The 18,956-nt window shown below is 62.0% G+C and carries 16 protein-coding genes and 2 pseudogenes; 11 read left to right on the forward strand and 7 right to left on the reverse strand.

Annotation, left to right across the window (positions count from 1 at the left end; translation table 11 throughout):
* Nucleotides 1-321 precede the first annotated feature (321 nt).
* The 4 genes and pseudogenes from BRAD3257_RS42225 to BRAD3257_RS42230 all read left to right on the forward strand — a co-directional run.
* Nucleotides 322-572, forward strand: a pseudogene (locus tag BRAD3257_RS42225) (beta-barrel domain-containing protein); the annotation flags it as partial.
* Nucleotides 573-1,174: 602 nt separating this feature from the next.
* Complete coding sequence (locus BRAD3257_RS12850) at nt 1,175-1,753, forward strand: transglutaminase-like cysteine peptidase (RefSeq protein ID WP_430648822.1); 579 nt, start codon at nt 1,175-1,177, stop codon at nt 1,751-1,753.
* A gap of 475 nt (nt 1,754-2,228) precedes the next feature.
* Entirely contained in the window at nt 2,229-3,968 is a 1,740-nt protein-coding gene (locus BRAD3257_RS12855; protein WP_160118807.1) for a PQQ-dependent sugar dehydrogenase, read from the forward strand.
* 664 nt (nt 3,969-4,632) lie between these two features.
* Nucleotides 4,633-4,785, forward strand: coding sequence for a hypothetical protein (locus BRAD3257_RS42230; RefSeq protein ID WP_430648831.1), 153 nt, complete (start codon nt 4,633-4,635; stop codon nt 4,783-4,785).
* On the opposite strand, the gene BRAD3257_RS12865 is transcribed toward BRAD3257_RS42230, so the two are convergent.
* The 3 genes from BRAD3257_RS12865 to BRAD3257_RS12875 all read right to left on the reverse strand — a co-directional run bounded on the left by BRAD3257_RS12865 (nt 4,776) and on the right by BRAD3257_RS12875 (nt 7,481).
* Nucleotides 4,776-5,846, reverse strand: a complete 1,071-nt coding sequence (locus BRAD3257_RS12865; RefSeq protein WP_197711543.1) for a methionyl-tRNA formyltransferase — start codon at nt 5,844-5,846, stop codon at nt 4,776-4,778. The two genes, BRAD3257_RS42230 and BRAD3257_RS12865, sit on opposite strands and share 10 nt — an antisense overlap.
* On the reverse strand, nt 5,774-6,742 hold the full coding sequence (locus BRAD3257_RS12870; RefSeq protein WP_122402144.1) for a hypothetical protein: 969 nt from the start codon (nt 6,740-6,742) through the stop codon (nt 5,774-5,776). Before BRAD3257_RS12870 ends, BRAD3257_RS12865 begins: the two co-directional genes overlap by 73 nt.
* 139 nt (nt 6,743-6,881) lie before the next feature.
* Nucleotides 6,882-7,481, reverse strand: a complete 600-nt coding sequence (locus BRAD3257_RS12875) for a 2OG-Fe(II) oxygenase (RefSeq protein WP_244607940.1) — start codon at nt 7,479-7,481, stop codon at nt 6,882-6,884.
* Nucleotides 7,482-7,772: 291 nt separating this feature from the next.
* Between BRAD3257_RS12875 and BRAD3257_RS12880 the strand changes: the two genes are divergently transcribed.
* Nucleotides 7,773-7,994 carry a hypothetical protein gene (locus BRAD3257_RS12880; protein ID WP_122406525.1) on the forward strand — a complete coding sequence of 74 codons (222 nt, stop codon included), beginning with the start codon at nt 7,773-7,775 and terminating at the stop codon, nt 7,992-7,994.
* 59 nt (nt 7,995-8,053) lie between these two features.
* Here the strand turns inward: BRAD3257_RS12880 and BRAD3257_RS12885 are convergent, their stop codons facing one another.
* Nucleotides 8,054-8,398 (reverse strand): H-NS histone family protein, encoded by a 345-nt coding sequence (locus BRAD3257_RS12885; RefSeq protein ID WP_122402145.1) that lies wholly within the window; start codon nt 8,396-8,398, stop codon nt 8,054-8,056.
* Between the two features lie 865 nt (nt 8,399-9,263).
* Between BRAD3257_RS12885 and BRAD3257_RS12890 the strand changes: the two genes are divergently transcribed.
* Entirely contained in the window at nt 9,264-10,031 is a 768-nt protein-coding gene (locus BRAD3257_RS12890) for a LuxR C-terminal-related transcriptional regulator (protein ID WP_244607941.1), read from the forward strand.
* Between the two features lie 559 nt (nt 10,032-10,590).
* Nucleotides 10,591-10,932: pseudogene (locus BRAD3257_RS40970) on the forward strand (hypothetical protein); the annotation flags it as partial.
* 682 nt (nt 10,933-11,614) lie between these two features.
* On the opposite strand, the gene BRAD3257_RS12905 reads toward BRAD3257_RS40970, so the two are convergent.
* Nucleotides 11,615-12,406, reverse strand: a complete 792-nt coding sequence (locus BRAD3257_RS12905) for a Crp/Fnr family transcriptional regulator (RefSeq protein ID WP_122402147.1) — start codon at nt 12,404-12,406, stop codon at nt 11,615-11,617.
* 554 nt (nt 12,407-12,960) lie between these two features.
* On the opposite strand from BRAD3257_RS12905, the gene BRAD3257_RS12910 reads away from it, so the two are divergent.
* From BRAD3257_RS12910 to BRAD3257_RS12920, 4 genes are all read left to right on the forward strand, one after another.
* Nucleotides 12,961-13,818 carry an SDR family oxidoreductase gene (locus BRAD3257_RS12910; protein WP_122406526.1) on the forward strand — a complete coding sequence of 286 codons (858 nt, stop codon included), beginning with the start codon at nt 12,961-12,963 and terminating at the stop codon, nt 13,816-13,818.
* Between the two features lie 112 nt (nt 13,819-13,930).
* A complete protein-coding gene (locus BRAD3257_RS12915) occupies nt 13,931-14,125 on the forward strand; it encodes a hypothetical protein (protein ID WP_122406527.1) in 195 nt (64 codons plus the stop codon).
* 126 nt (nt 14,126-14,251) lie between these two features.
* Entirely contained in the window at nt 14,252-14,434 is a 183-nt protein-coding gene (locus BRAD3257_RS39285) for a hypothetical protein (protein WP_145987005.1), read from the forward strand.
* A gap of 161 nt (nt 14,435-14,595) precedes the next feature.
* Nucleotides 14,596-16,917, forward strand: coding sequence for a molybdopterin guanine dinucleotide-containing S/N-oxide reductase (locus tag BRAD3257_RS12920; protein ID WP_122406528.1), 2,322 nt, complete (start codon nt 14,596-14,598; stop codon nt 16,915-16,917).
* Nucleotides 16,918-16,969: 52 nt separating this feature from the next.
* On the opposite strand, the gene BRAD3257_RS12925 is transcribed toward BRAD3257_RS12920, so the two are convergent.
* A complete protein-coding gene (locus BRAD3257_RS12925; protein WP_122402148.1) occupies nt 16,970-17,944 on the reverse strand; it encodes a helix-turn-helix domain-containing protein in 975 nt (324 codons plus the stop codon).
* Between the two features lie 289 nt (nt 17,945-18,233).
* Entirely contained in the window at nt 18,234-18,941 is a 708-nt protein-coding gene (locus tag BRAD3257_RS12930) for a hypothetical protein (protein ID WP_122402149.1), read from the reverse strand.
* Nucleotides 18,942-18,956 lie beyond the last annotated feature (15 nt).

Here is an 18,956-nt window from a genome sequence, read left to right on the forward strand (position 1 = left end):
GTCGCGTACATCTCTTCGGGATATTGCGATCGCGTTGAGTGTCCATGCTAGCCCAAAATCGGCGGTGGGGAAAATCTTAAGTCAGCGATCACGGGCCAAAAGTGCTGAGAGGCACGCTCGTGGATCTTTATTGAAGCAGTTAACGAGGTTGCTCCGGGAAAGAGAGATCCGCCGTTCATCCAAGTCGCGTTGTTGTGGGCTCTTCGGAGAAGTCAGTTGGTAAATCGCCATTCCGACGGAAGTCGAAGGATCTGATCGAGACACGCTCGAAGCTCTCCAAGCTCTCCGAGCGCGGTCGATCCGCTCTACCGGATTGATATCCAGACCACGCCCGAAATCGACGGCGAGGTCAGCATGGTCTCGGCAGACATCACACAGGATCAACGTGGCGGCACGAGCTACGATACGGGCCGCGTCCTGCTGAAGCCGGTTAGCTGGCGAAGCCCGGCTCGGCCAAGCTCGTGCCCGGCATGCCGGTCGAGGTCTTCATCAAGACGGCAGGTCGGACCGCGCTTTCATACCTGCTCAAGCCGCTGCAGGATCGAGCGGGGCGGACGTTCAAGGAGCGCTGAGTTGGTGCAAGATGGCGGCAGCGCTCGACTGCATGTCTTCGGGGCCGGCGCCCTTTCCCTGGGCGTCGGTGTTGCGGCCGGCTGCTGGATGCCTGTTTTCTCTGGGGAACACGTGGGGGTGCTCGAGCGATCGTCCGCTCAACACGTCCATTCGCCTGGCATGCAGGCTCATTGCGGCCACGAAGCCGAGTAGTGAAGCTTCAGCTCCCAGAATGACGAGTAGCTCGACCGGCATGTGAAATAAGTCCGACGGTTTGGCTCCGGAAAATACTGAAACCAGCTATAAAATTGTATGGTGGCCAATAATTGGCCGCCGCGGTGCAGAGCGCGGCCTGCTTCGACGCCTTCTACCGCGGACAAACGGCCGCCGATCGAGGCCATCTCGCTCCATCCCTTCTGTTCATTCCCACCCTCCTTGCAGACGCCGGCGTCAACCTCGCTTTGCCTATTTAATATTTATTGCTATTTAAATAAAATCAAATATAAATAATATATTAAATTGCCGGCGCGGCCAGGCGCGCGCCGGCTGGACTCGACATGGTTTGGCGTACGGAGGGGGATCGGCAATGCAGCGAACCTCGGGCCCGATCATTGCGGCAGCCATGGCGATCGTGATCGGGGGCGTTCAGTGGGCGCGTGCGGCGTTGCTGGTCATGCCAAGGGCGCCCCGAGCGGACCTGGCGCACATCGAGCTGGGGCGCCCCGCTCTTCCGCCCCTCACTTACACGATGTTTTGCCTGCGCTATCAGGCCGAATGTCGCCCGCGACGCTCCTTCCGCGGCGGGCCGGTCCGGTTGACCGAGAGGCGATGGGAGGACCTGCGGGAGATCAATCGTACCGTCAATCTGGCGATAGAACCGGTTCGCAACGAGCTCGGTCTCGCGGGCGAGGCGTGGACCATCAACCCCGCACGTGGCGACTGCAACGATTATGCGGTGAGCAAGCGCCACGCGCTGCTTCGGCGCGGCTGGCCGGCGCGCGTCCTCCTGTTGAGCGAAGTCGCCGTCAGTTCCAGTGAACATCATCTGGTGCTTCTCGTGCGCACCAGGAGCGGCGATCTCGTCCTCGACAATCTCACGCCAGAGATCAAGCAGTGGTCGCGGACGCCTTATCGCTGGGTTCGCGTGCAAAGACCGGGCCGCGATGGGCTTTGGGCGGCGGTTGGGCAGGAAGGGACGTGAGCGCGTGGGCGCCGGCACGGTCTGCACAAGGCGTGGTGCATAATAACCTCTTGCCTGCATTAATCCAGTCATAAAGCAAATATCGAGAATTTAATGTGGTATACAACTAATAACTAGGAACGTGAGAACAGAGAATGGACTTCCGGGGCGTATTCGAATGGAAACTGAGGAGTTTCGAAGGACGAGGATTGTTCCGTCTTCGCGCAAAGGTGTGGTGAGACGCTTCAAGCTTCTCGATCAAACGGGAGCTAGAGCGAATTCTGGCCAGCACCAGCGTCCGTCATGGGGTTATCTGTTCTTGTGGTATGCGACCTCTGTCGCGTTGCTTTTCCTATTTCCAATATTGAGTTCCTGGCGGCTTCCCGCCGCCCAGTCGCTTCCATTTGGCTGTCTTATAGCGTCTTTCGTCCTAAGCGCCGCATATACTCTTTTGATCCCGCCCTCATCCCCGGGCGTGCGATTGGGCAGGACCATCGTGGCCACAACGGCGATTTTTGGTGTGGTCTTCCTGGGGTTTGTCCTCACCAAAACGGATTATTCCCGCGCCATCACGCTCGGCATTTTCATGTCTGCCTTGGTGCTCGTCCCCGCCCCGTACTTCATAGGATCTGGGGCGCTGCACCAAGCTTTGGCGCTCGGCGGGCTCCTCGCAGCGGCCGCCGCGGGTTCGTTCGCATTGCGCGTTGCGCCCGAGGCCGCGCTGCACACCAACACCTTGATCAAGACTGAGTTCTACAGCCTAGACGTTCACACTTATTCGAACGCATTTCCAAAATCTGCGGTGCGCGGCGGTGCGCTGGCCCGCATCGGCGATCGTTATCTTGTGGTGAGCGGAGATGGTCATCTCCATGTCTTCTCCTGGGAAGCCGTGGACCACGTGACCGTCTCAACACTGCCGTACCGGGTGCCCATCAACGGTGAGGAGTTTTCCGCGGCTGCCGGGCGTCCGTGGGCGGATCGCTTTCACGCAAATGCGCCGCAGGAAGGCCAAAGGAGGCAGGCCGGACACGAAATTCTCAATGCCGAGTGGTTCAGAACGTATGGCTTGCTGGTTCAGGAGGTCGGAGCCGTTGCGCGCATCTTCGTCTCGCATCCTTACTGGCATGCCACTGAGGAATGTTGGACCGAACGAGTCTCCGTGCTGGAGTCTGACCGCGCCGCGATTCTTCGCGGCGAAGCTTCCTCCGAATGGAAAACTCTGTATGAAACCACACCCTGTCTTCCGGTCCGCGGCGAGCACCGCCGCCGCGGCATTCCGTTTGTCGGTTATTTTGGAGGCGGCCGGATGGTCCTCCTGGGCGCAGATACGCTGCTGTTGACTGTCGGTGATTTTGGCTTCGACGGGCTTGCTTCAGTTCATGCCTATGCGCAGGATCCGTCCGCGTCGTACGGTAAAACAATTGCGATCAATATCAGTGATGGCTACGCTACAATCTTTACGGCCGGTCACAGGAATCCGCAGGGGCTCTATGTTGATCCGTTTGGGACAATATGGTCGACCGAGCATGGCCCGCAGGGCGGCGACGAACTCAATCGGCTGGTCCGGGGCGCAAACTACGGCTGGCCATACGCGACCTATGGAACAGACTATGGTTCGTTCTCGTGGCCGCTGAACAAACCTGAAGCGGAGCAGAAGGGCTATGAAGCTCCAGTGTTCGCTTGGGTCCCCTCGATCGCAGTTTCGAATCTAGTCGGGGCGGAGCGCGGAGCGTTTTCGCAGTGGCAAGGTGATCTCCTGATCGCCACACTCAAGGCGGCGACGCTGTTTCGTGCGCGCGTTCGGGACGGTCAAGTCAAATACCTCGAGGCTATCCCGATCGGGAGCGCCATTCGCGATATCATCGAGGGTCATGATGGCAGCCTGTTGCTATGGACGGATGATCAACTGTTGATCTCGCTGCGTCCGAGAGAAAGTTCAACGGGCGAGGCCCTTTTTGCCGAAGAGTGCAGTAGCTGCCATCAGTCGAAGTTGATCAGTGGAAATCGGATCGGACCGGACCTGCTCGGCATCGTGGGTCGTCGAGTCGCGTCGGTCGAGAGCTATCCGGATTATTCGTCAAGCTTGCGCGGGGTGGGAGGCACATGGACCGAAGAACGCCTGGCGGAGTTTCTCAAAGCGCCAGGCAATTTCTGTCCTGGGACGACGATGGATTTCGCGGGTGAGGCCAGCACGACAAAGCTCCAAGCGATCCTTGCGTATCTGCGGACACTTTGAAGGCATAAAGCAAAGTACCTTTTTCGCGCCGCGACTTTGACTTCTGTGTCCCATTTGCACGGCGGTCACCTCGAACTGCGGGTCTCAAGGACAAGATCTTTGACGCTGAGTGCCCGGCAGACCGCTTAGGGGATAGCGAACGAGAACTCGGGAAAATTGAGGCCACTCGGCAAGGCAGGCACCGGGCGACCGGTCGTGTCCGGATAGAGCAAAGCCGCCCGCACGCGCGCCCTCAAATAGCGCCGTAGCGGGCAGACGGCTTTTGCGGTGGTCACCGGGAATTCACCGGTAGGGTTGAGTGGCTGACACCAATCTGATTCGAGGAACCACCGATGACCGACGAGAAGATGAACCTTCGTGCGCTCGTGGAGAAAGGCCCCTGATGCCGACCTTCTGCGCGAGATGGTCGGCCGTTCCTCTGGTCTCATCGGGGCGATCAATTCCCGGCAGACGACACGCCCGAGCCGCCAGGTTGAGCTCCGCCACACGCAAGCGATTGACCAACCTCGATCTGTTTCCATTCCCGTTCTTTCAAGCGCTGAAAACTCGCGCGGGTGGGACGGCTCCCGACGAGCGAAGTCGTCGTCAGTTCCGGTGAACATCATCTGGTGCTTCTCGTGCGCACCAGGAGCGGCGATCTCCCCTCGACAATCTCACGCCACAGATCAAGCCCTGGTCGCGGACGCCCTATCGCTGGGTGCGCGTGCAGAGCCCGGGTCGTGACGGGCTGTGGGCCGCGGTTGGGCGAGAAGGGTGTGATGCACCGGCGCTAGAGCCCCGAGCCGCCCCTGGCCAGAACGGTTGCGCTTACTCGTGAGCGCATTTGAGCTGCTCGAGCGAAGCGAGCCTGTCTTCAAGCGCGACGATCCGGCGGAGAAGGTCGAGGCGCGACAGCCCGAGGGTCGCTCGCGTCGACCCAATGACGGAGGCGGCAGCACACGGCTGCTCGGAGTTTGGAGGAAGGACGCTGAACATGCGCAGGACGCCGTTGCCGGTCAGCACATCCACCCAACCTTCGGAAGGTGACCGCCCAACGATCCGGCCCGGTACACGGCCGATATAGCAGGGAGCATCAAGCCGCGGCGAGGCGTTGACGACGATGAGCTGCCGTCCGTCAAGATGAGTGAAGGCACCGGGAAATGGCGGTGTCAAGCCGCGGATCAGCCGATCGATGGTATCGGTAGGCTGCCGCCAGTCGATCTCTCCATCTTCCGGAACACGGGTACAGCCATAGGATGCACAGTCGGTGTCTTGAGAGGCGCCTTGATAGCCGGTGATCGCTCGAACCACGACCTCGCCGAGCTCGCGTTCCTGGATCGCGTTGAGGCGTTCGTAGAGTGCGGTGACCGTGTCGTTCGCGCCGATCGGGATCGCTTGCTGAAACAGCAGATTGCCGCCGTCGAGCTCGGGGATCACGAGATGAATGCTGATGCCGGCAGTCGTCTCGCCATTGATGATTGCCCAGTTGACGTTGGCGCGACCGCGATAATGCGGCAGAAGCGAATAGTGGACATTGACGAAGCGGCACAATGCAAGAATGTGCGGCGGGATGATCCGATCGAATGAAGAAATCACGACGGCGGCCGGGCGTGTGTCCGCGATCACGTTCTGAAGTTGGGCCAGTTCCTGCAGCTCCGCGATCGGGATGCCGCGGTTGTTCGCAAATGATCTCAGCGCGCCCGCATCGGGCTGGTCCGGTTTCCGGAAGATCTGCACCACGCGGCACCGCGCCGCCAATGAGCGAAGCGCCGTGAAGCCGGTCGGTCCGTCCGCGAGGAGCACGACGTCGGGCTGCAGCCGCTCCGTCATGTCGCCCCCTGCCATGGTACGAGCTGGGCGAATCCATCCGGTGTAACGACACCGCCGCGGCGAACCCATTCGGCCGCGCGCAAGCCGCCAGTCTGCAATCGTACGATCGGCTCGGGACCAATCTCCGACAGCAGAATGCCCATATGGCCCTGCCCGACAGATTGCGTGGGCCAGACCGCAAGACCATTGGCGGCCAGCACCGCTCGATCGATGTCGCCCCAGAACTGGACTACAACGGCGCCGGCGGGGGCGCATGCGGCCAGATGCGCAGCCTCGGCCTGGCCGACGCGCGGCGTTTTCGCGGGCTGCAAGGCGACGACGAAGGCGTCCCATGCGCCGGGATGGACCGCCGCAACGCTGTTGAACGTCTTGACGTGCGCCCCCAGGCTTGCCAGCCCGTTGTGCAACGGGGCAAGGAAGTCATTGTCGCAGAGCAGGCCGATTCTGTTGCCGAGGACCGCCAGGCCACAGTCGTGCAACTGCTTCACGGCGAGCGGGCCAAGGAATGAGAAGACATCGACAGCGGGGTGCCGCTCGTTGACGCCGACTACCGGGATCTTGCGTCGCGCGCACGCTTCGATATCCAGGTCCTCTCGACGAAATTCCCAAGCCTCGAACATCAAGCCGATCACGGCGTCATCGCGCAGCTGGGCGATCAGCTCGGCTGTGAGAGGACGAAGGTGGCCACTGTTGGTTATGATGTCGACGCTGTGAAGCACTTCAGGATTCATCTTCTCCAGAATCTCGATGCGATCAGCGACTCCAAGTGGAGCTGCGAGCTCCAAAGTCTCCCGCTTGGCGTCGGACACGGTCCCATGGCGGCCGGGTTTCGTGAACGCGTAGACGTGCTTGGCTCCGGCCATTGCAGCGAGGACCGGGGTCACGGCATAGGCGCCGGTCGCGGCTTCGGTCAGCACAGTCATTCCGGACATATCCAGTCCTGTGTCCGCGAGCGCGAGCTTCATCAGCGTTCGCAGTCGAACGGGCGAGAAGCCCGGCCTGCGAAGAGCTTTCGCGTCCGCATCGTCAGATCGCAATTGCGCGACCGTCGCTCCGCTCCCGGTCATTGATCGATCCCGCTGTTGCCGCTGGAAGACGCCGACTTCATGAAGTTTTCGACCGGTGCGCTCCGGATATCCGATCACGTGCTGCGCGGAGCACGTTGTAGAGCGGGTCAGGTATGAGCGCGCGCAAGTGATCCTGCCAGCTCATTCGCTCGATCCATTGATCCTCGCCGGGTCGCGCGGCCCAATACCGCACGCGGCGTTCACCGGACGCGGCGACGCGGCGCGTCGTCGTGGAGTGGACCTCGAAATCACGATGAATCTTCGCAAAGCCTCCTGCGGGCGTTCGATGCACTCCCGCAAATTTGTGCGTCGGATCGGAGAGAAGTTCACGAACGCCGGTGATTGCCGATACGAACTCTCGGAAGCGAGCACTGCCCATCAGGCTCAGCAGGTGCTGGGTGGCTGGCCCCAATCCATCTGAAATCTCCTGCTTCACCAAGCGGTCGGTATTCGTGGTGATCAGGTGGGCCTCGGGGAGGGCCGTGCACTCGGCCGCGACCATGTCCAATAGCTTTTCGGGAAACGCATCATTGATGACGATGTGCGGCCAAGGTTTTGCGCTGGCGTATTCGTCGCGCAGGGAACCGGCTCGGGCAAAGAGGCCGCTCAACGAGTGAAGCTGGAAATCAACATGCAATCCCGCAGACTCCGGTTTGCAGTGCTTGGAGCTACGATCTCAGGCCCGTCGGCCTCCTAAATTAAATCTATTATTGTTTAGCGGATATTAAATGTCAAAATAAATAATGCGGGAAGCTCGCTGGCGCTGAGGCTCGGTGCGGCGGGAATGTCGGCCGACTGCAGTGCCAGGAGCCATGCAAATCGTGATCGCCAAGGGCAAAAATTAAATCGTTCGACTAACATATTTAACTTGAGGTGCAATAATAGTGGTCTATCCTGAAGATGGGCTGGATTGGAGCAGGACGAGCCGATGACCCATCTCGACGCAGAAGGCGACGATCGTCGCGAATTCCTGAAGAACTGCGGCAGGTTTGCCGCCGTTACCCCTCCGACTGTGACGCTGTTGCTCTCGACCTCCCTGACTTCGGCCGCGATCGCCGGTTCAGCCGGTCGCATTGTGCATGGCAACAACGGCTTCGGCAATGGCGGCGGTGACGGCAGTCCCAACGGGAAAGAGGACCGCGATCGCTAAGTTCGGCGGTCCAACGAGCGGCCGCGCGGCTATATAGGCCGCCGCAGCGGGGCCGGGGCTCAGCCGGTCCGGCGGCGCCTTTGTCCAGACGAGCGATCGATCAGGAGGTCGTTCAGCTTCTTGCCGGCTCGAAGCTGAGCTTTCAGCCATCGGGGTTGCTTACCGCGACCGGACCAAGTTTCGGATGGATTCTTCGGGTTCTGGTATTTCGGCAGCACTGGGGGGTAGGGGCGGCGAGGACGTTCCTCGTTCTGGGTCGGAGCGGCGGTCCCCTCAATCCTGCGAAGCCGCTCTTCGAGCTTGGCTTTTTCCGCGGTCATCCTGCGACCAAGAACAGCCGTGACCTCATCGTAGAGTCGCCACAGCTCGGCTGTGGTCATAGATGCCCAATCCTCATTCCCCATGGAAGCCGTCCCAACTACCTCCGAAACCCAAACAGGAGGGGGGATTATCAGGTCAAACCAGGGTCCGGCAAGCGCGATCCGCTCGCACGGCTGCGCCAGCGTGCCACGTGGCGGTTTGAGTTATCGGCTGGGTCCGTGCCTCCGAGCGAGCGGTCGCTTCCCACGCGCCCTCCGCCCGTGGGCTCGTCGCATCGGCGCAAGCAATCGCTGCTCGGCCTTCGACACGCGATTACGTAGGTTCTGCAATTCGGTGAATTGAACGATAAGAGCCTGATGAGTTTGACGCAAAACAGCTGAAGAATACATGGGACCACCTACTCATTGCCCACGATGCTCCCCGTAACCGCTCATTGAAGTTGCTGAATTGACGAAGATGCAGCTCCAACTTGGGTGATCGGTCGTCATCGGTGCTACACGGGCTGCGATCAGATGCAGCCATTTCCGTGCTTGGTTACGCAGTTTCAGTTGGTGAATAGTATTACTTTTCCCTCCCTTTCAAAGGCGAGGCTGTCGAATGGCCTCGCCTTCGCCGAAACTTCGTCGAATGTTAGATTTGAATCGTGAATGTCCCAATATATCCTTCGTAATAACCGCACCAACGAAGTTAATTGGATGTTGACCATAATAACCAAGGCGGCCAAGCCGTGCCGTCGCTCACATTCTCCGAGAGAATGTGCCGATCGAATCTATCAGGCGTTGCCGAAAAAGACGCTGTTTCCGTCGAGGTTCTGCCGTCTTGAATTCCTGTGGAGCACCGCATTCTTACGGTGCTGCGCATATTTGCTGCTCAAGTTAGCGTGGCGCAGCCATCGAACGCTGCCCGGCGGTCCGACACTTGAGACGGTGCGAGTCGGGGCCGAGCGGAGTGGTCATCCTCGCGTTTGAAGGAGATTGCTGGATTAAACGGCTGCACGAGGGGTTGTCAGCAATAGGCAGGGGTAGCATGCGCCGCATCAGAATTGTCATCGCGGATCGACACCCGATCGTCTTGCAAGGGATCAGGAGCGTTCTTGCGACGCAGCGTGATTTTGCGATCGCTGCGTCTTGCAGCGATGCTGCAAGCTGCATTGAGGCAATCCGATTTCTAGTGCCGGACGTCGCGCTAGTCGATGCTGCCCTGCCCGATGCCGGCTGGCAGCAGATTCTCGCCGTTGCAAAGGCTGCAGGGCCAGCTCCCGCGGTGGTCTTCTTCGCCGGTATCGCGGCCGATGGTGAGTTGCAGAGGCTGGCTCTGGACGGCGCCTGCGTCGTCCTCTCGAAGGATTCGGATGCCGAGATGCTGGTCGCAACCCTGCGGAAGGCCGCCCAGGGCCAAGCTGCGGCCTCGCCGAGCAACGGGCAGGCCAACGAGGAGCCCCGCGCCGATGAGAAGCCCCTGACACAACTGACGGACCGGGAGCGGCAGATCATGCGGCTCGTGTCGGAGGGGCTATCGAACAAGGAGATTGGGCGTCGGTTGAATCTTGCCGATGGTACGATCAAGGTCCACCTGCATCATATCTTCCAGAAGCTCGACATCAGCAATCGTACGGTTCTCGCGGCGTTGGCCATTTCGCGAAACGAGCTGCATGCCGCGCCACATGGGCTGGATTCCCCTGATCTGTTGCATCAGGATCCGACCAGCGCGAAATGATGAGAACGTCTGGCGTCTTTCGGAGCGTATGCGTTTCGGAGCGTATGCGGGGCTATTGTGGCGCCAGATGCTCAGCCATGTCGCGGCAGGCCCCTTCAGCCTCGGCTAACGTGCGAAAGGGCGAGCCGCCAATCTTGATTGCGGCCTGGTTTTTGTGGAGCGGACGCCAACTCGCCAGATAGCCGGAGCGTCCGTGAAAGCCTGGACCTGTGGGGCTTTCGAAACTGATCACGAACGAGAACCCCTCGCTGGTCGCGCTCCAGATCTCCATGTCCCGGACGGACCGATGGAATTGTAGTGGCATCGCAACAATCCATTATAGCTGATTTTGCACTCGACCCCGTTAAATGAAAATTAACCATAATTAAATCGAGAGCGCAACTCGAAACAGCGCGCGAGCGGCACGAGGGTGCCAGGAAGTCGAGGCGCGAGCAGGGAAAATGCCGGCGTTCTGCCGGCGGTGCACGTTAAGCAACCCCAGGGCGGCAGAGAAAATTTTTGGTTGAATGGACATTTAATATATAATACTGTAAATAAAATTTTAAATCGAGGAGAGCGCATCGTGACCCGGCACGGCAACGAAGACGACGATCGGCGGGCTTTCTTGAGAACCTGCGGAAGATTTGCGGCTGTGACCCCCCCAGTGATGACCCTGCTTCTATCCACTTCCCTGACCTCAACGGCCATTGCAGGTTCTGGCGGCCTGCACGGCGTGAAGCAGGACGACAGAGGTCGGTCGTTCTTCGACAACGATCGGTCGTCCGCGGCCGGGCCGGGGAGCTCCAGCGGCGGGTCATCGGGGGGTGGGGGAGCACCTGGCAGTCTCTCCGCAGGATCATCTCGCCCCGGAGGAGCATCCGGCGGCGGCTCCGGCGGTAGCGGCGGGTCTGCTGGTGGCGGAGGCAGTGCCAAAGGGCCTTTCGCAACCGGCGGCGGCGCTGGAATTCCAAGCGCAGATGGTGGGCTCGATTGCGCGGACGAAGAGAATGAGGAGAAGCGCAAGGCCGATTGCCCCGGAGCTAGCACTCGGATTTCGAGCGCAACCGAAACCAGCCGATAGGAGCCTTCCTCGATCCATGCGCAGTCTGTGGGCCGCGGTACCGCTTGGCAAGACCATTCGCTCGACACCTGAATGTCAGCCGAGCGCCCCCTTGATGCACCGCCGCAACGCTTTTGTGGACGCAACATGCCAAATGTTAGTGCGATCGTCCGAGGATTGCATAGTTTTCCCGTCTCTCGAGAGTAGGCGACTTTCTCCCGAAGACCTCGATCAGGAGGCGCGTCATGAATACCCGCGTTCGAGCGGAGAATCCTGCGGCTGTGCTTCAAGAACGTCTCGACGCGCTGGTCACCCTGCTCGTGGAGCTTGAGAAGCTCAGAGAGCGGGTAGGTCGAGAAGAGAGTCGTCAACGCAAGCTGCGCAAGGCGGGCAGTCGCCAAAGCCGAGTTCGGACCTGCGAGCGGCCGTTCCAGCTTCGCACCGGCAGAGCTCATGCCCGTGCTGCTTGCTTGCCATAAGTCGGGGCTGTCGTAACGAGCATCCCAACACGAATGGATGACGAGTTCGCGAAAGCGAACCTGCTCTACGAGCCTGTCCCGGCTATTCGGCTGCCAGCCGAGCGGGAGGCGCTCCGCGGAGGAGCCCCATGAACGAGCCCGACCGCGCCGTGCGAGACGATCCGATCGATTCTGCGGCTCATGACCTTGTAGCACTCGCATGCCACGGCCTCGAGCCGCGGCCGATCAATCTCAAGCTGGCCGCGTCGATTGGATTTCAGCGCTCGTGATGCGCGCATTGTGCTCACGACGTGAGTGACGGTGGTGCGGCGGACGCCGAGCAATTCCGACAATGTTTCCTGGGTCAGCGGGAGGAGATCGCTGCCATTTGCTCGATCATGAATGTGAAGCAGCCAGCATGCTAGGCGGGCTTCGACGGAATGTAGTGCATTGCAGGCCGCCACGTGCTGAAGTTGCATCAACAACGATCTCGTGAAGACCTGCACCATGGATGCGATTTGGGTGCTGCGATGTTGGGCTGCCAGGAATCGCGCGGGCGAGATCTGCAGCGCGGCCCCGGATATGCGAACGACCGCCGTCGACGGCGAGCGGGATGTGCCAAGCGCTGACGTCAGACCCACAGCCCCCTCACGGCCGATGATCGCCGTGGCGACCGTCTGTCCGTTCGGCAGCTCCATGATACTGGCGATCGCGCCGGTGAGGGGGAAGAGAAGATGCTCGATCCGATCGCCCGATCGGACGAGCACGGAATCGCGTTCGATCACGACTTTCCGCAGATGAGGTGCAAGCAAAGCAAAATCTGCTGGCGGCAACGCTGCTAACAATCGATTACCAACTCTGGTCGCGTGGTCCATCATGGGATTGGCCCCCGACGGATGCCCGGCACTCGAACGCATGCCGGTGTCGAGCTGCTCTGCAGAATCACAGCTCAACAGCAAGCCAACTGGCCACCCCAGATATGGTTCCCGTGATCAATGGGTGAGCATGCCGGGCCGCGACAACCCCACGCTGCGGCGGCCTCCGGCTCCCGCTGGCGCGCGGCAGGACCGCCGCGGGCATGGCGACCGATCGCATCAACGTTGTCGCGAGCAGGCTGCGCGAGGGCTGAAGAGCGTCCAGGGACCGCTCTCCGGACAAGCTCTTCGGTCGCGATTACTGAAGCGCAAGGTGCGGACTGCACACGCGCTCTGATGCGTTTCGGCGGGGTGCCTCTCACATCTCCGCCCGTTGGGATCAGGCGGGCCTTCGCAAGCTCGCCATGGGGAATTGCCGTTTCGGCTGGGAGAAGGACCCGGATGTCCTGAACGCGCTGGAGCAGCAGGATTTCCTGAGCGCCAAAGGCGTGCAGACGCGTCGTAAGGAACACTTTCGGCGGCGCTCCGTTAGCGCAGCAAATGCCGGGAGGTTTTCCATGATCGACTATCCGAAGCCACCTTATCCTGCGCAGCGGCAGCCGATGCCCGGCTCGACGCGGGCAATGCAGCCTCGGCCGGATCATGGCGAGGAGAGCTACAAAGGCGCCGGGCGTCTGGCGGGAAAGAAGGCGATCATCACGGGCGGCGACAGCGGCATCGGCCGTGCAGTGGCGATCGCCTATGCGCGTGAAGGGGCTGATATCGCCATCTCCTATTTGAACGAGGACGAGGATGCGGCCGAGGTCAAGGCGCTGGTGGAGCGGGAGGGACGCAAGGCCGTCCTGATCCCCGGCGATATCGCCAATCCCGAGCACTGCCGCGCCATCGTGCGTCGCACCGTCGAGGTGCTCGGCGGCATCGACATCCTCGTCAACAACGCGGCCCATCAGGCCACGTTCAAGGACATCGCCGAAATCAGCGACCAAGAGTGGCAGCGGACGTTCGAGACCAACATCCACGCCATGTTCTATCTGACCAAGGCCGCCGTGCCCCACATGCGGCCGGGAGCTGCGATCATCAACACGGCCTCGGTGAACTCCGACATGCCGAACCCGATCCTGCTGGCGTACGCCACGACCAAGGGAGCCATTCAGAATTTTACGGGTGGGCTCGCCCAGATGTTGGCCGGCAAGGGCATTCGGGTCAACGCAGTTGCCCCCGGTCCGATCTGGACGCCGCTGATCCCGTCGACCATGCCGGAGGAATCCGTCAAGAACTTCGGCAAGCAGGTGCCGATGCAGCGCGCCGGCCAGCCGGCCGAGCTGGCGACGGCCTATGTCATGCTGGCCGATCCGCTTTCGAGCTACACCTCGGGGGCAACGCTGCCCGTCACCGGTGGCAAACCGTTCATGTGATCGGGTGTTCCTTATCAGCCGCCGAGATGAGGACCGTGGTGGTGGCGTCGCGATGGCGTGGAACGCGGTGCGGCCGCGGCTGTTCCATTCCCATGCAGATCAGGAGAGCCGAATGAGCAATGGAGTGGATCATCTTGCGGGTCTGCTCGGACGTGCCGCGATGGAGGTATGGGGCGACATGCCTCGCGACATTCAGGAAGCGCTGTTCGAGACCGCCATGAAAGGACGCGCGACGGAGCGTGAGGAGCTCGCGCGGTTGCTGCACGAGCGGCATCCGCGCACGCTGCATCCGGCTCGACCGGGATGACGCAGCCGGCGGGAACGATCGCGCGAGCTCCTGATTGGTGAATCGTCTGCCGGCGCTGCCGAACGGCCCAATGAGGCTGCAGTACGCGCATCGCCCAATCGTGATCAAATTTGTGAGCCGACTGACGTGACTGAGATGAATATCGGAGAATGGTACGACCCGATCTCGGAGCGGTGGATCGTGCCTCGCGAAACACCCACCATCGCTGCGTGTGATCAGTCAAGCGCGGAGAAGGTGCCGGAGACCAACAAGAGGGAAGAGGCGCAGCGGATCTGGGAGCTGCTGGTCGATTGCTGCGCACGCGGATGATTGAGGTGCAGGTCCTTGCGACGCTTGATGTCCGGTGGCCCTGAGGCTGGCTTTGCGTGGGGCAGGCAAGCGTTTCCGTCAACGCTGATCTCGACGACGTCCGGAGCGGATCGGTATATTACACCCCGATTTGCAGGCCGGAGCGGAACAAGGATCAGATGATGGACGATACGATTGGCTTTCCCGACCCCGGCCTCGACCTGTCGGACGGCTTCAGGCCGCACACCTCGCATTGGGGCGTGTTCTCCGCGCGTCAGGGCGCGGCTGGGCTCGAGGTCAGGGCCTATGCGGGTGATCCCGATCCGAACGGCATCATCGACAATTTTCCCGGCGCGCTCCGCCACCAGGCGCGCATCGCCCAGCCGGCGGTTCGCCGCGGCTGGCTCGAGCGCGGGCCGGGCCCCGATGATCGCCGCGGCCGCGACGAGTTCGTCTCCGTCAGCTGGGAGAAGGCGCTCGATCTTCTTGGTGACGAGCTGACCCGCATCCGTGACACGCGCGGGCCGGGTGCTGTGTTCGGCGGCTCCTATGGCTGGTCGAGTGCCGGCCGCTTCCATCACGCCCAGAGCCAGCTGCACCGCTTCCTCAACATCGCGATGGGCGGCTATGTGCGCTCGGTCAACACCTATTCCTCGGGCGCTTCCTCGGTGCTGCTGCCACAGATTCTGGCAGGCTACGAAGACATCACCAAGCGCAACGTCACTTGGGAGCAGATCGCGGCTGAGAGCGAGATCGTGCTGGCGTTCGGCGGCATGGCGCTGAAGAACTCCATGGTGGCCGGCGGCTCGATCAGCAAGCATGTCGAGCGTGGCGCAATGGCAGCCGCGCACCGGCGCGGCTGCGAGTTCATCCTGGTCAGCCCGCTGCGCGATGATCTGCCGGTCGAGGCGGGCGCCGAATGGATGACCTGCGTCCCCGGCACCGATACTGCGTTGATGCTTGGCATCGTCCATACGCTGGTCAGCGAAGGCCTGCACGACCAGGCCTTCCTCGACCGCTACACCGAGGGCTGGCCGGTCTTCCTGCGCTATCTCACCGGCGAGAGCGACGGGCAAACCAAGCACGCCGAATGGGCCGCCGCAATCTGCGGCGTCGGGGCGGATGTGATCCGCAAGCTGGCGCGGCGCCTTGCCGGAAAGCGCGCGCTCATCACCGTCTCCCATTCGCTTCAGCGCGCCGAGCATGGCGAGCAGCCGGTGTGGATGGGCATGGTGCTCGCGGCGGCGCTCGGCCAGATCGGTCTTCCCGGCGGCGGCTACGCCTATTCGTTGGGGGCGATCGGCTATTACGGACGCCGTGTCAATGACGTGCCGGGCCCGACGCTGGGCCAAGGCCGCAACGGTGTTGCCGATTTCATCCCGGTGGCGCGCATCGCCGACATGCTGCTCAAGCCCGGCAGCACGTATCGCTATAACGGCGAGACGCGTACCTATCCCGACATTCGTCTGGTCTACTGGGCGGGCGGCAATCCCTTCCATCACCACCAGGACATCAACCGCCTGCGCAAGGCATTCGCGCAAGTTGACACGCTGGTCGTGCACGAGCTCGCCTGGACGGCTACTGCCCGTCACGCCGACATCGTGCTGCCCTCCACGATGACGCTGGAGCGGGAGGACATCGGCTATTCCACCAACGATCCCCTGATGGTCGCGATGCACCAGATTGCCGAGCCATTCGGGCTCGCGCGTGACGATTACGACATCTTCGCCGATCTCGCCGAACGGCTCGGAGCGCGCGAACCGTTCACTGAAGGGCGCACGTCGCGAGAGTGGCTGAAGCATCTCTACGAGCCGACCCGCGCCTCGCTCGCCAAGCGTGGCCTCGAGGCGCCGAGCTTCGACGAGTTCTGGGCGCGCGGCAGCCTGGTCGTGCCGCAACAGGCGGACGATGGCGGCCGGCTGCGACGCTTCCGCGAGGATCCCGTCAATCACGCCCTGCCGACGCCGAGCGGGCGGATCGAGATCTTCTCGGCCAAGATCGCGGCTCACGGCGATGCGGATTGTCCCGGTCATCCGGTCTGGCTGGAGAAGACCGACATGCCCAGGCCGGGGGCCCCGTGCTTCCTCGTCGCCAACCAGCCGGTGACGCGCCTGCACAGCCAGCTCGATTTCGGCGGACATTCGCTTAGCTCGAAGCATCGCGGCCGCGAAGTCGCGCGCATGAATCCGGCTGATGCGAACGCGCGTGGCATCAAGGACGGTGACATCATTCGCCTTTTCAACGAGCGCGGCGCGTGCCTGGCGGCGGTCCACGTCACCGACGGCATCGCGCCGGGCGTGGTGCAGCTTCCGACCGGCGCCTGGTACGATCCGATGGATCCCGAAGAGGAGGCGCCGCTCTGCGTTCACGGCAATCCGAACGTGCTTACCCGCGACGTCGGCACCTCATCCCTGGCGCAGGGCTGCACCGGCCAGTTGACGACGGTCGAGGTGGAGAAGTTCACCGGCAATCTGCCGCCGATCCGCGCGTTCGATCCGGTGTAGGGCTTTTCACCGCAGCCCGGATCGAGCGTGTGGGGCGGCGCTCGCCCCACAGCTACGCGGCTGCGCTGGCGATCCAATCGCGCTCCGGAAGCGCGCGCCGCTTCGGCCGCGCTTCGGCCTCGAGCCGTTCGCCGGCGTTGGCGAGGCGCCAGCGCGCCGGAGATTGACCGCTGATGCGCTTGAAGACGGTGGAAAAATGCGCCTGCGTGCTGAAGCCGACGACAAGCGCGATCTCCGCCAATGGCCGCTCGGTGGTCGCGAGCAGCGCCTTCGCATGCTCGACCCGCTGCGTGAGGAGATATTCGCGCGGACGGTAGCCGGTCGCAGCGCGGAATTGTGCAGCAAAGTGCATCCTGGACAGGCCGGCGACATTAGCGAGCTCGGAGAGGCTGATGCAGCGGTCGAAATGTTCGGCGATATACTGCTCGACGCGCCGCAGCCGCCATTTCGGCAAAGCATTGACCTTGACGCGCGGCAGCTCGATCCGGGTGAGATGCATCGCCAGGGTCTGGCCGATGCAGCGCGTGAACTGCAGGTCCGCGGCGTCACCATGTTCGATCAGCGCCTTGGCGAGCTCCGCAGCGAGCGGATCGCGCAACAGCACGAGGTCATTCAGTCCGTCGGCATGCGCCGGAAGATGATCCGTGGAGATGTGGACGTGAAGGAAGGCGGACGGCGACTGGAATTGTGCGCCGAGAGGCTGCGACGGCGCGGTGACATACAGCGACCCCGCGGGCATGGTGCCTTCGAAGATGATCCGGCCGTTCCGTGTCAGCTTCGCGCGCGTGGTCTTCAGGGCAATGCCGACGAAATAGCGATCCTCCGGCGTGGTCGTCTCGTGCGACGAGGTGCTCCGCGGATCATCCCATCGCGAGATCGTGATGCCCTCACTCGCCTGCTCCGGCGTGCGGTCGATCCGACGCCATTGGCTCTCCCGGGGAATCGCCTGAGTTGCGCGAATCTCATGATTCCGCGCCGTAACCGGAAAATCAATCCAGGCGTGCGCCGCGTGCAAGTTGCTCGACATCGTTGGTCCTCTCCGGGATTCGCTGCCGTTTGCAGCGACCGGCAAACGCGCAAACCGAATGCTCTCCATGCTGAAAGGATAGACGTGAGCTGGCCAGGACGCCCGTTAGTGGTGATTAGGATCTGTTAGATTTTGTGCGCGTGCATCGGGTGCGGCAACTCGTCGCAGACGCTCTGATTCGAGCAAGCGTCGTTCGTTGCGCGCGAGTGTGCAGCGAGGCCGTCTGCTGGTTCGGTAGTATTGCTAGGCGTTGAGGGGCCGTGGCTGCCGTTTTCGCGGGTCTTCGTCCCTACTCGAAGACGGCGTCGAAGATCTCGACATCCATCAAGACGGGCTTGGCGATCACGCTTCCGTCAGGCTGCAGCGTTTGCGCGCGTCGAAGTGTCGGCACAACGATGCCGCCGAAGCTGTCATGAGCCCAGGAGTGGTGTGCGACCTTGATCCCGAAGAGATCGTGGTCCGTCCGCCGTTGCAGGGCGCTCTCGTCGAAATAGAAGATCTGTTCGGGTGCGAGTGTGATCAGGTCCGAGGGGAATTGCGCCCGCAGCCGCCGCCACGTTTCGGCGCCCTCACGCCAGGGCGGCAGCTCCTCCACCACGACATCGGGATGGGCGAGCAGGAATGGGTTGGTCAGATAGTTCCAGATCGCGACGCCGCAGAAGAAGACGAGGTGGAGTTCGTCCGCAAGCGCGGGCAAGCCGATCTCGGGGAACGCGAGGCTCGGGTTGCGCCAGGTCCGCAGGACTTCGCCGTCCAGGCCCTCGATCGTGATCGCGTCGGGTTGAAAGGAGCCGGAATGTTCGCCTCCGGTGATGCCGGTGAAACGGAGCGACTGCGTGCGGGTCGAGCCTTCCGCGGTCACGTCCTTGAATTCCCGGGCGTGTCCGGCGCTGGAGAACAGCGATCCGCCGACGGACAGGTGGAGCGTAAACCGGTCCAAGCTGTTCCAGCGGGCCAAGCCGCCGCTGGCATCGATTACATCGTCAAGAAGCGCCATATTCCGCCACGTCCA

Origin of the sequence: Bradyrhizobium vignae (genome assembly GCF_900324035.1) — a bacterium.
GTDB classification, from domain to species: Bacteria; Pseudomonadota; Alphaproteobacteria; order Rhizobiales; family Xanthobacteraceae; genus Bradyrhizobium; species Bradyrhizobium vignae.

Bases quoted from the DNA above. Each gene is read 5' to 3' on its own strand.
- BRAD3257_RS12910 (WP_122406526.1), top strand. From the start codon at position 12,961: ATGATCGACTATCCGAAGCCACCTTATCCTGCGCAGCGGCAGCCGATG.
- BRAD3257_RS12880 (WP_122406525.1), top strand. From the start codon at position 7,773: ATGACCCATCTCGACGCAGAAGGCGACGATCGTCGCGAATTCCTGAAG.
- BRAD3257_RS12905 (WP_122402147.1), bottom strand. From the start codon at position 12,406: ATGATGGACCACGCGACCAGAGTTGGTAATCGATTGTTAGCAGCGTTG.
- BRAD3257_RS12885 (WP_122402145.1), bottom strand. From the start codon at position 8,398: ATGGGGAATGAGGATTGGGCATCTATGACCACAGCCGAGCTGTGGCGA.
- BRAD3257_RS12930 (WP_122402149.1), bottom strand. From the start codon at position 18,941: ATGGCGCTTCTTGACGATGTAATCGATGCCAGCGGCGGCTTGGCCCGC.
- BRAD3257_RS12865 (WP_197711543.1), bottom strand. From the start codon at position 5,846: ATGGGTTCGCCGCGGCGGTGTCGTTACACCGGATGGATTCGCCCAGCT.
- BRAD3257_RS12870 (WP_122402144.1), bottom strand. From the start codon at position 6,742: ATGAAGCTCGCGCTCGCGGACACAGGACTGGATATGTCCGGAATGACT.
- BRAD3257_RS12850 (WP_430648822.1), top strand. From the start codon at position 1,175: ATGGCGATCGTGATCGGGGGCGTTCAGTGGGCGCGTGCGGCGTTGCTG.
- BRAD3257_RS12915 (WP_122406527.1), top strand. From the start codon at position 13,931: ATGAGCAATGGAGTGGATCATCTTGCGGGTCTGCTCGGACGTGCCGCG.
- BRAD3257_RS12920 (WP_122406528.1), top strand. From the start codon at position 14,596: ATGGACGATACGATTGGCTTTCCCGACCCCGGCCTCGACCTGTCGGAC.
- BRAD3257_RS12925 (WP_122402148.1), bottom strand. From the start codon at position 17,944: ATGTCGAGCAACTTGCACGCGGCGCACGCCTGGATTGATTTTCCGGTT.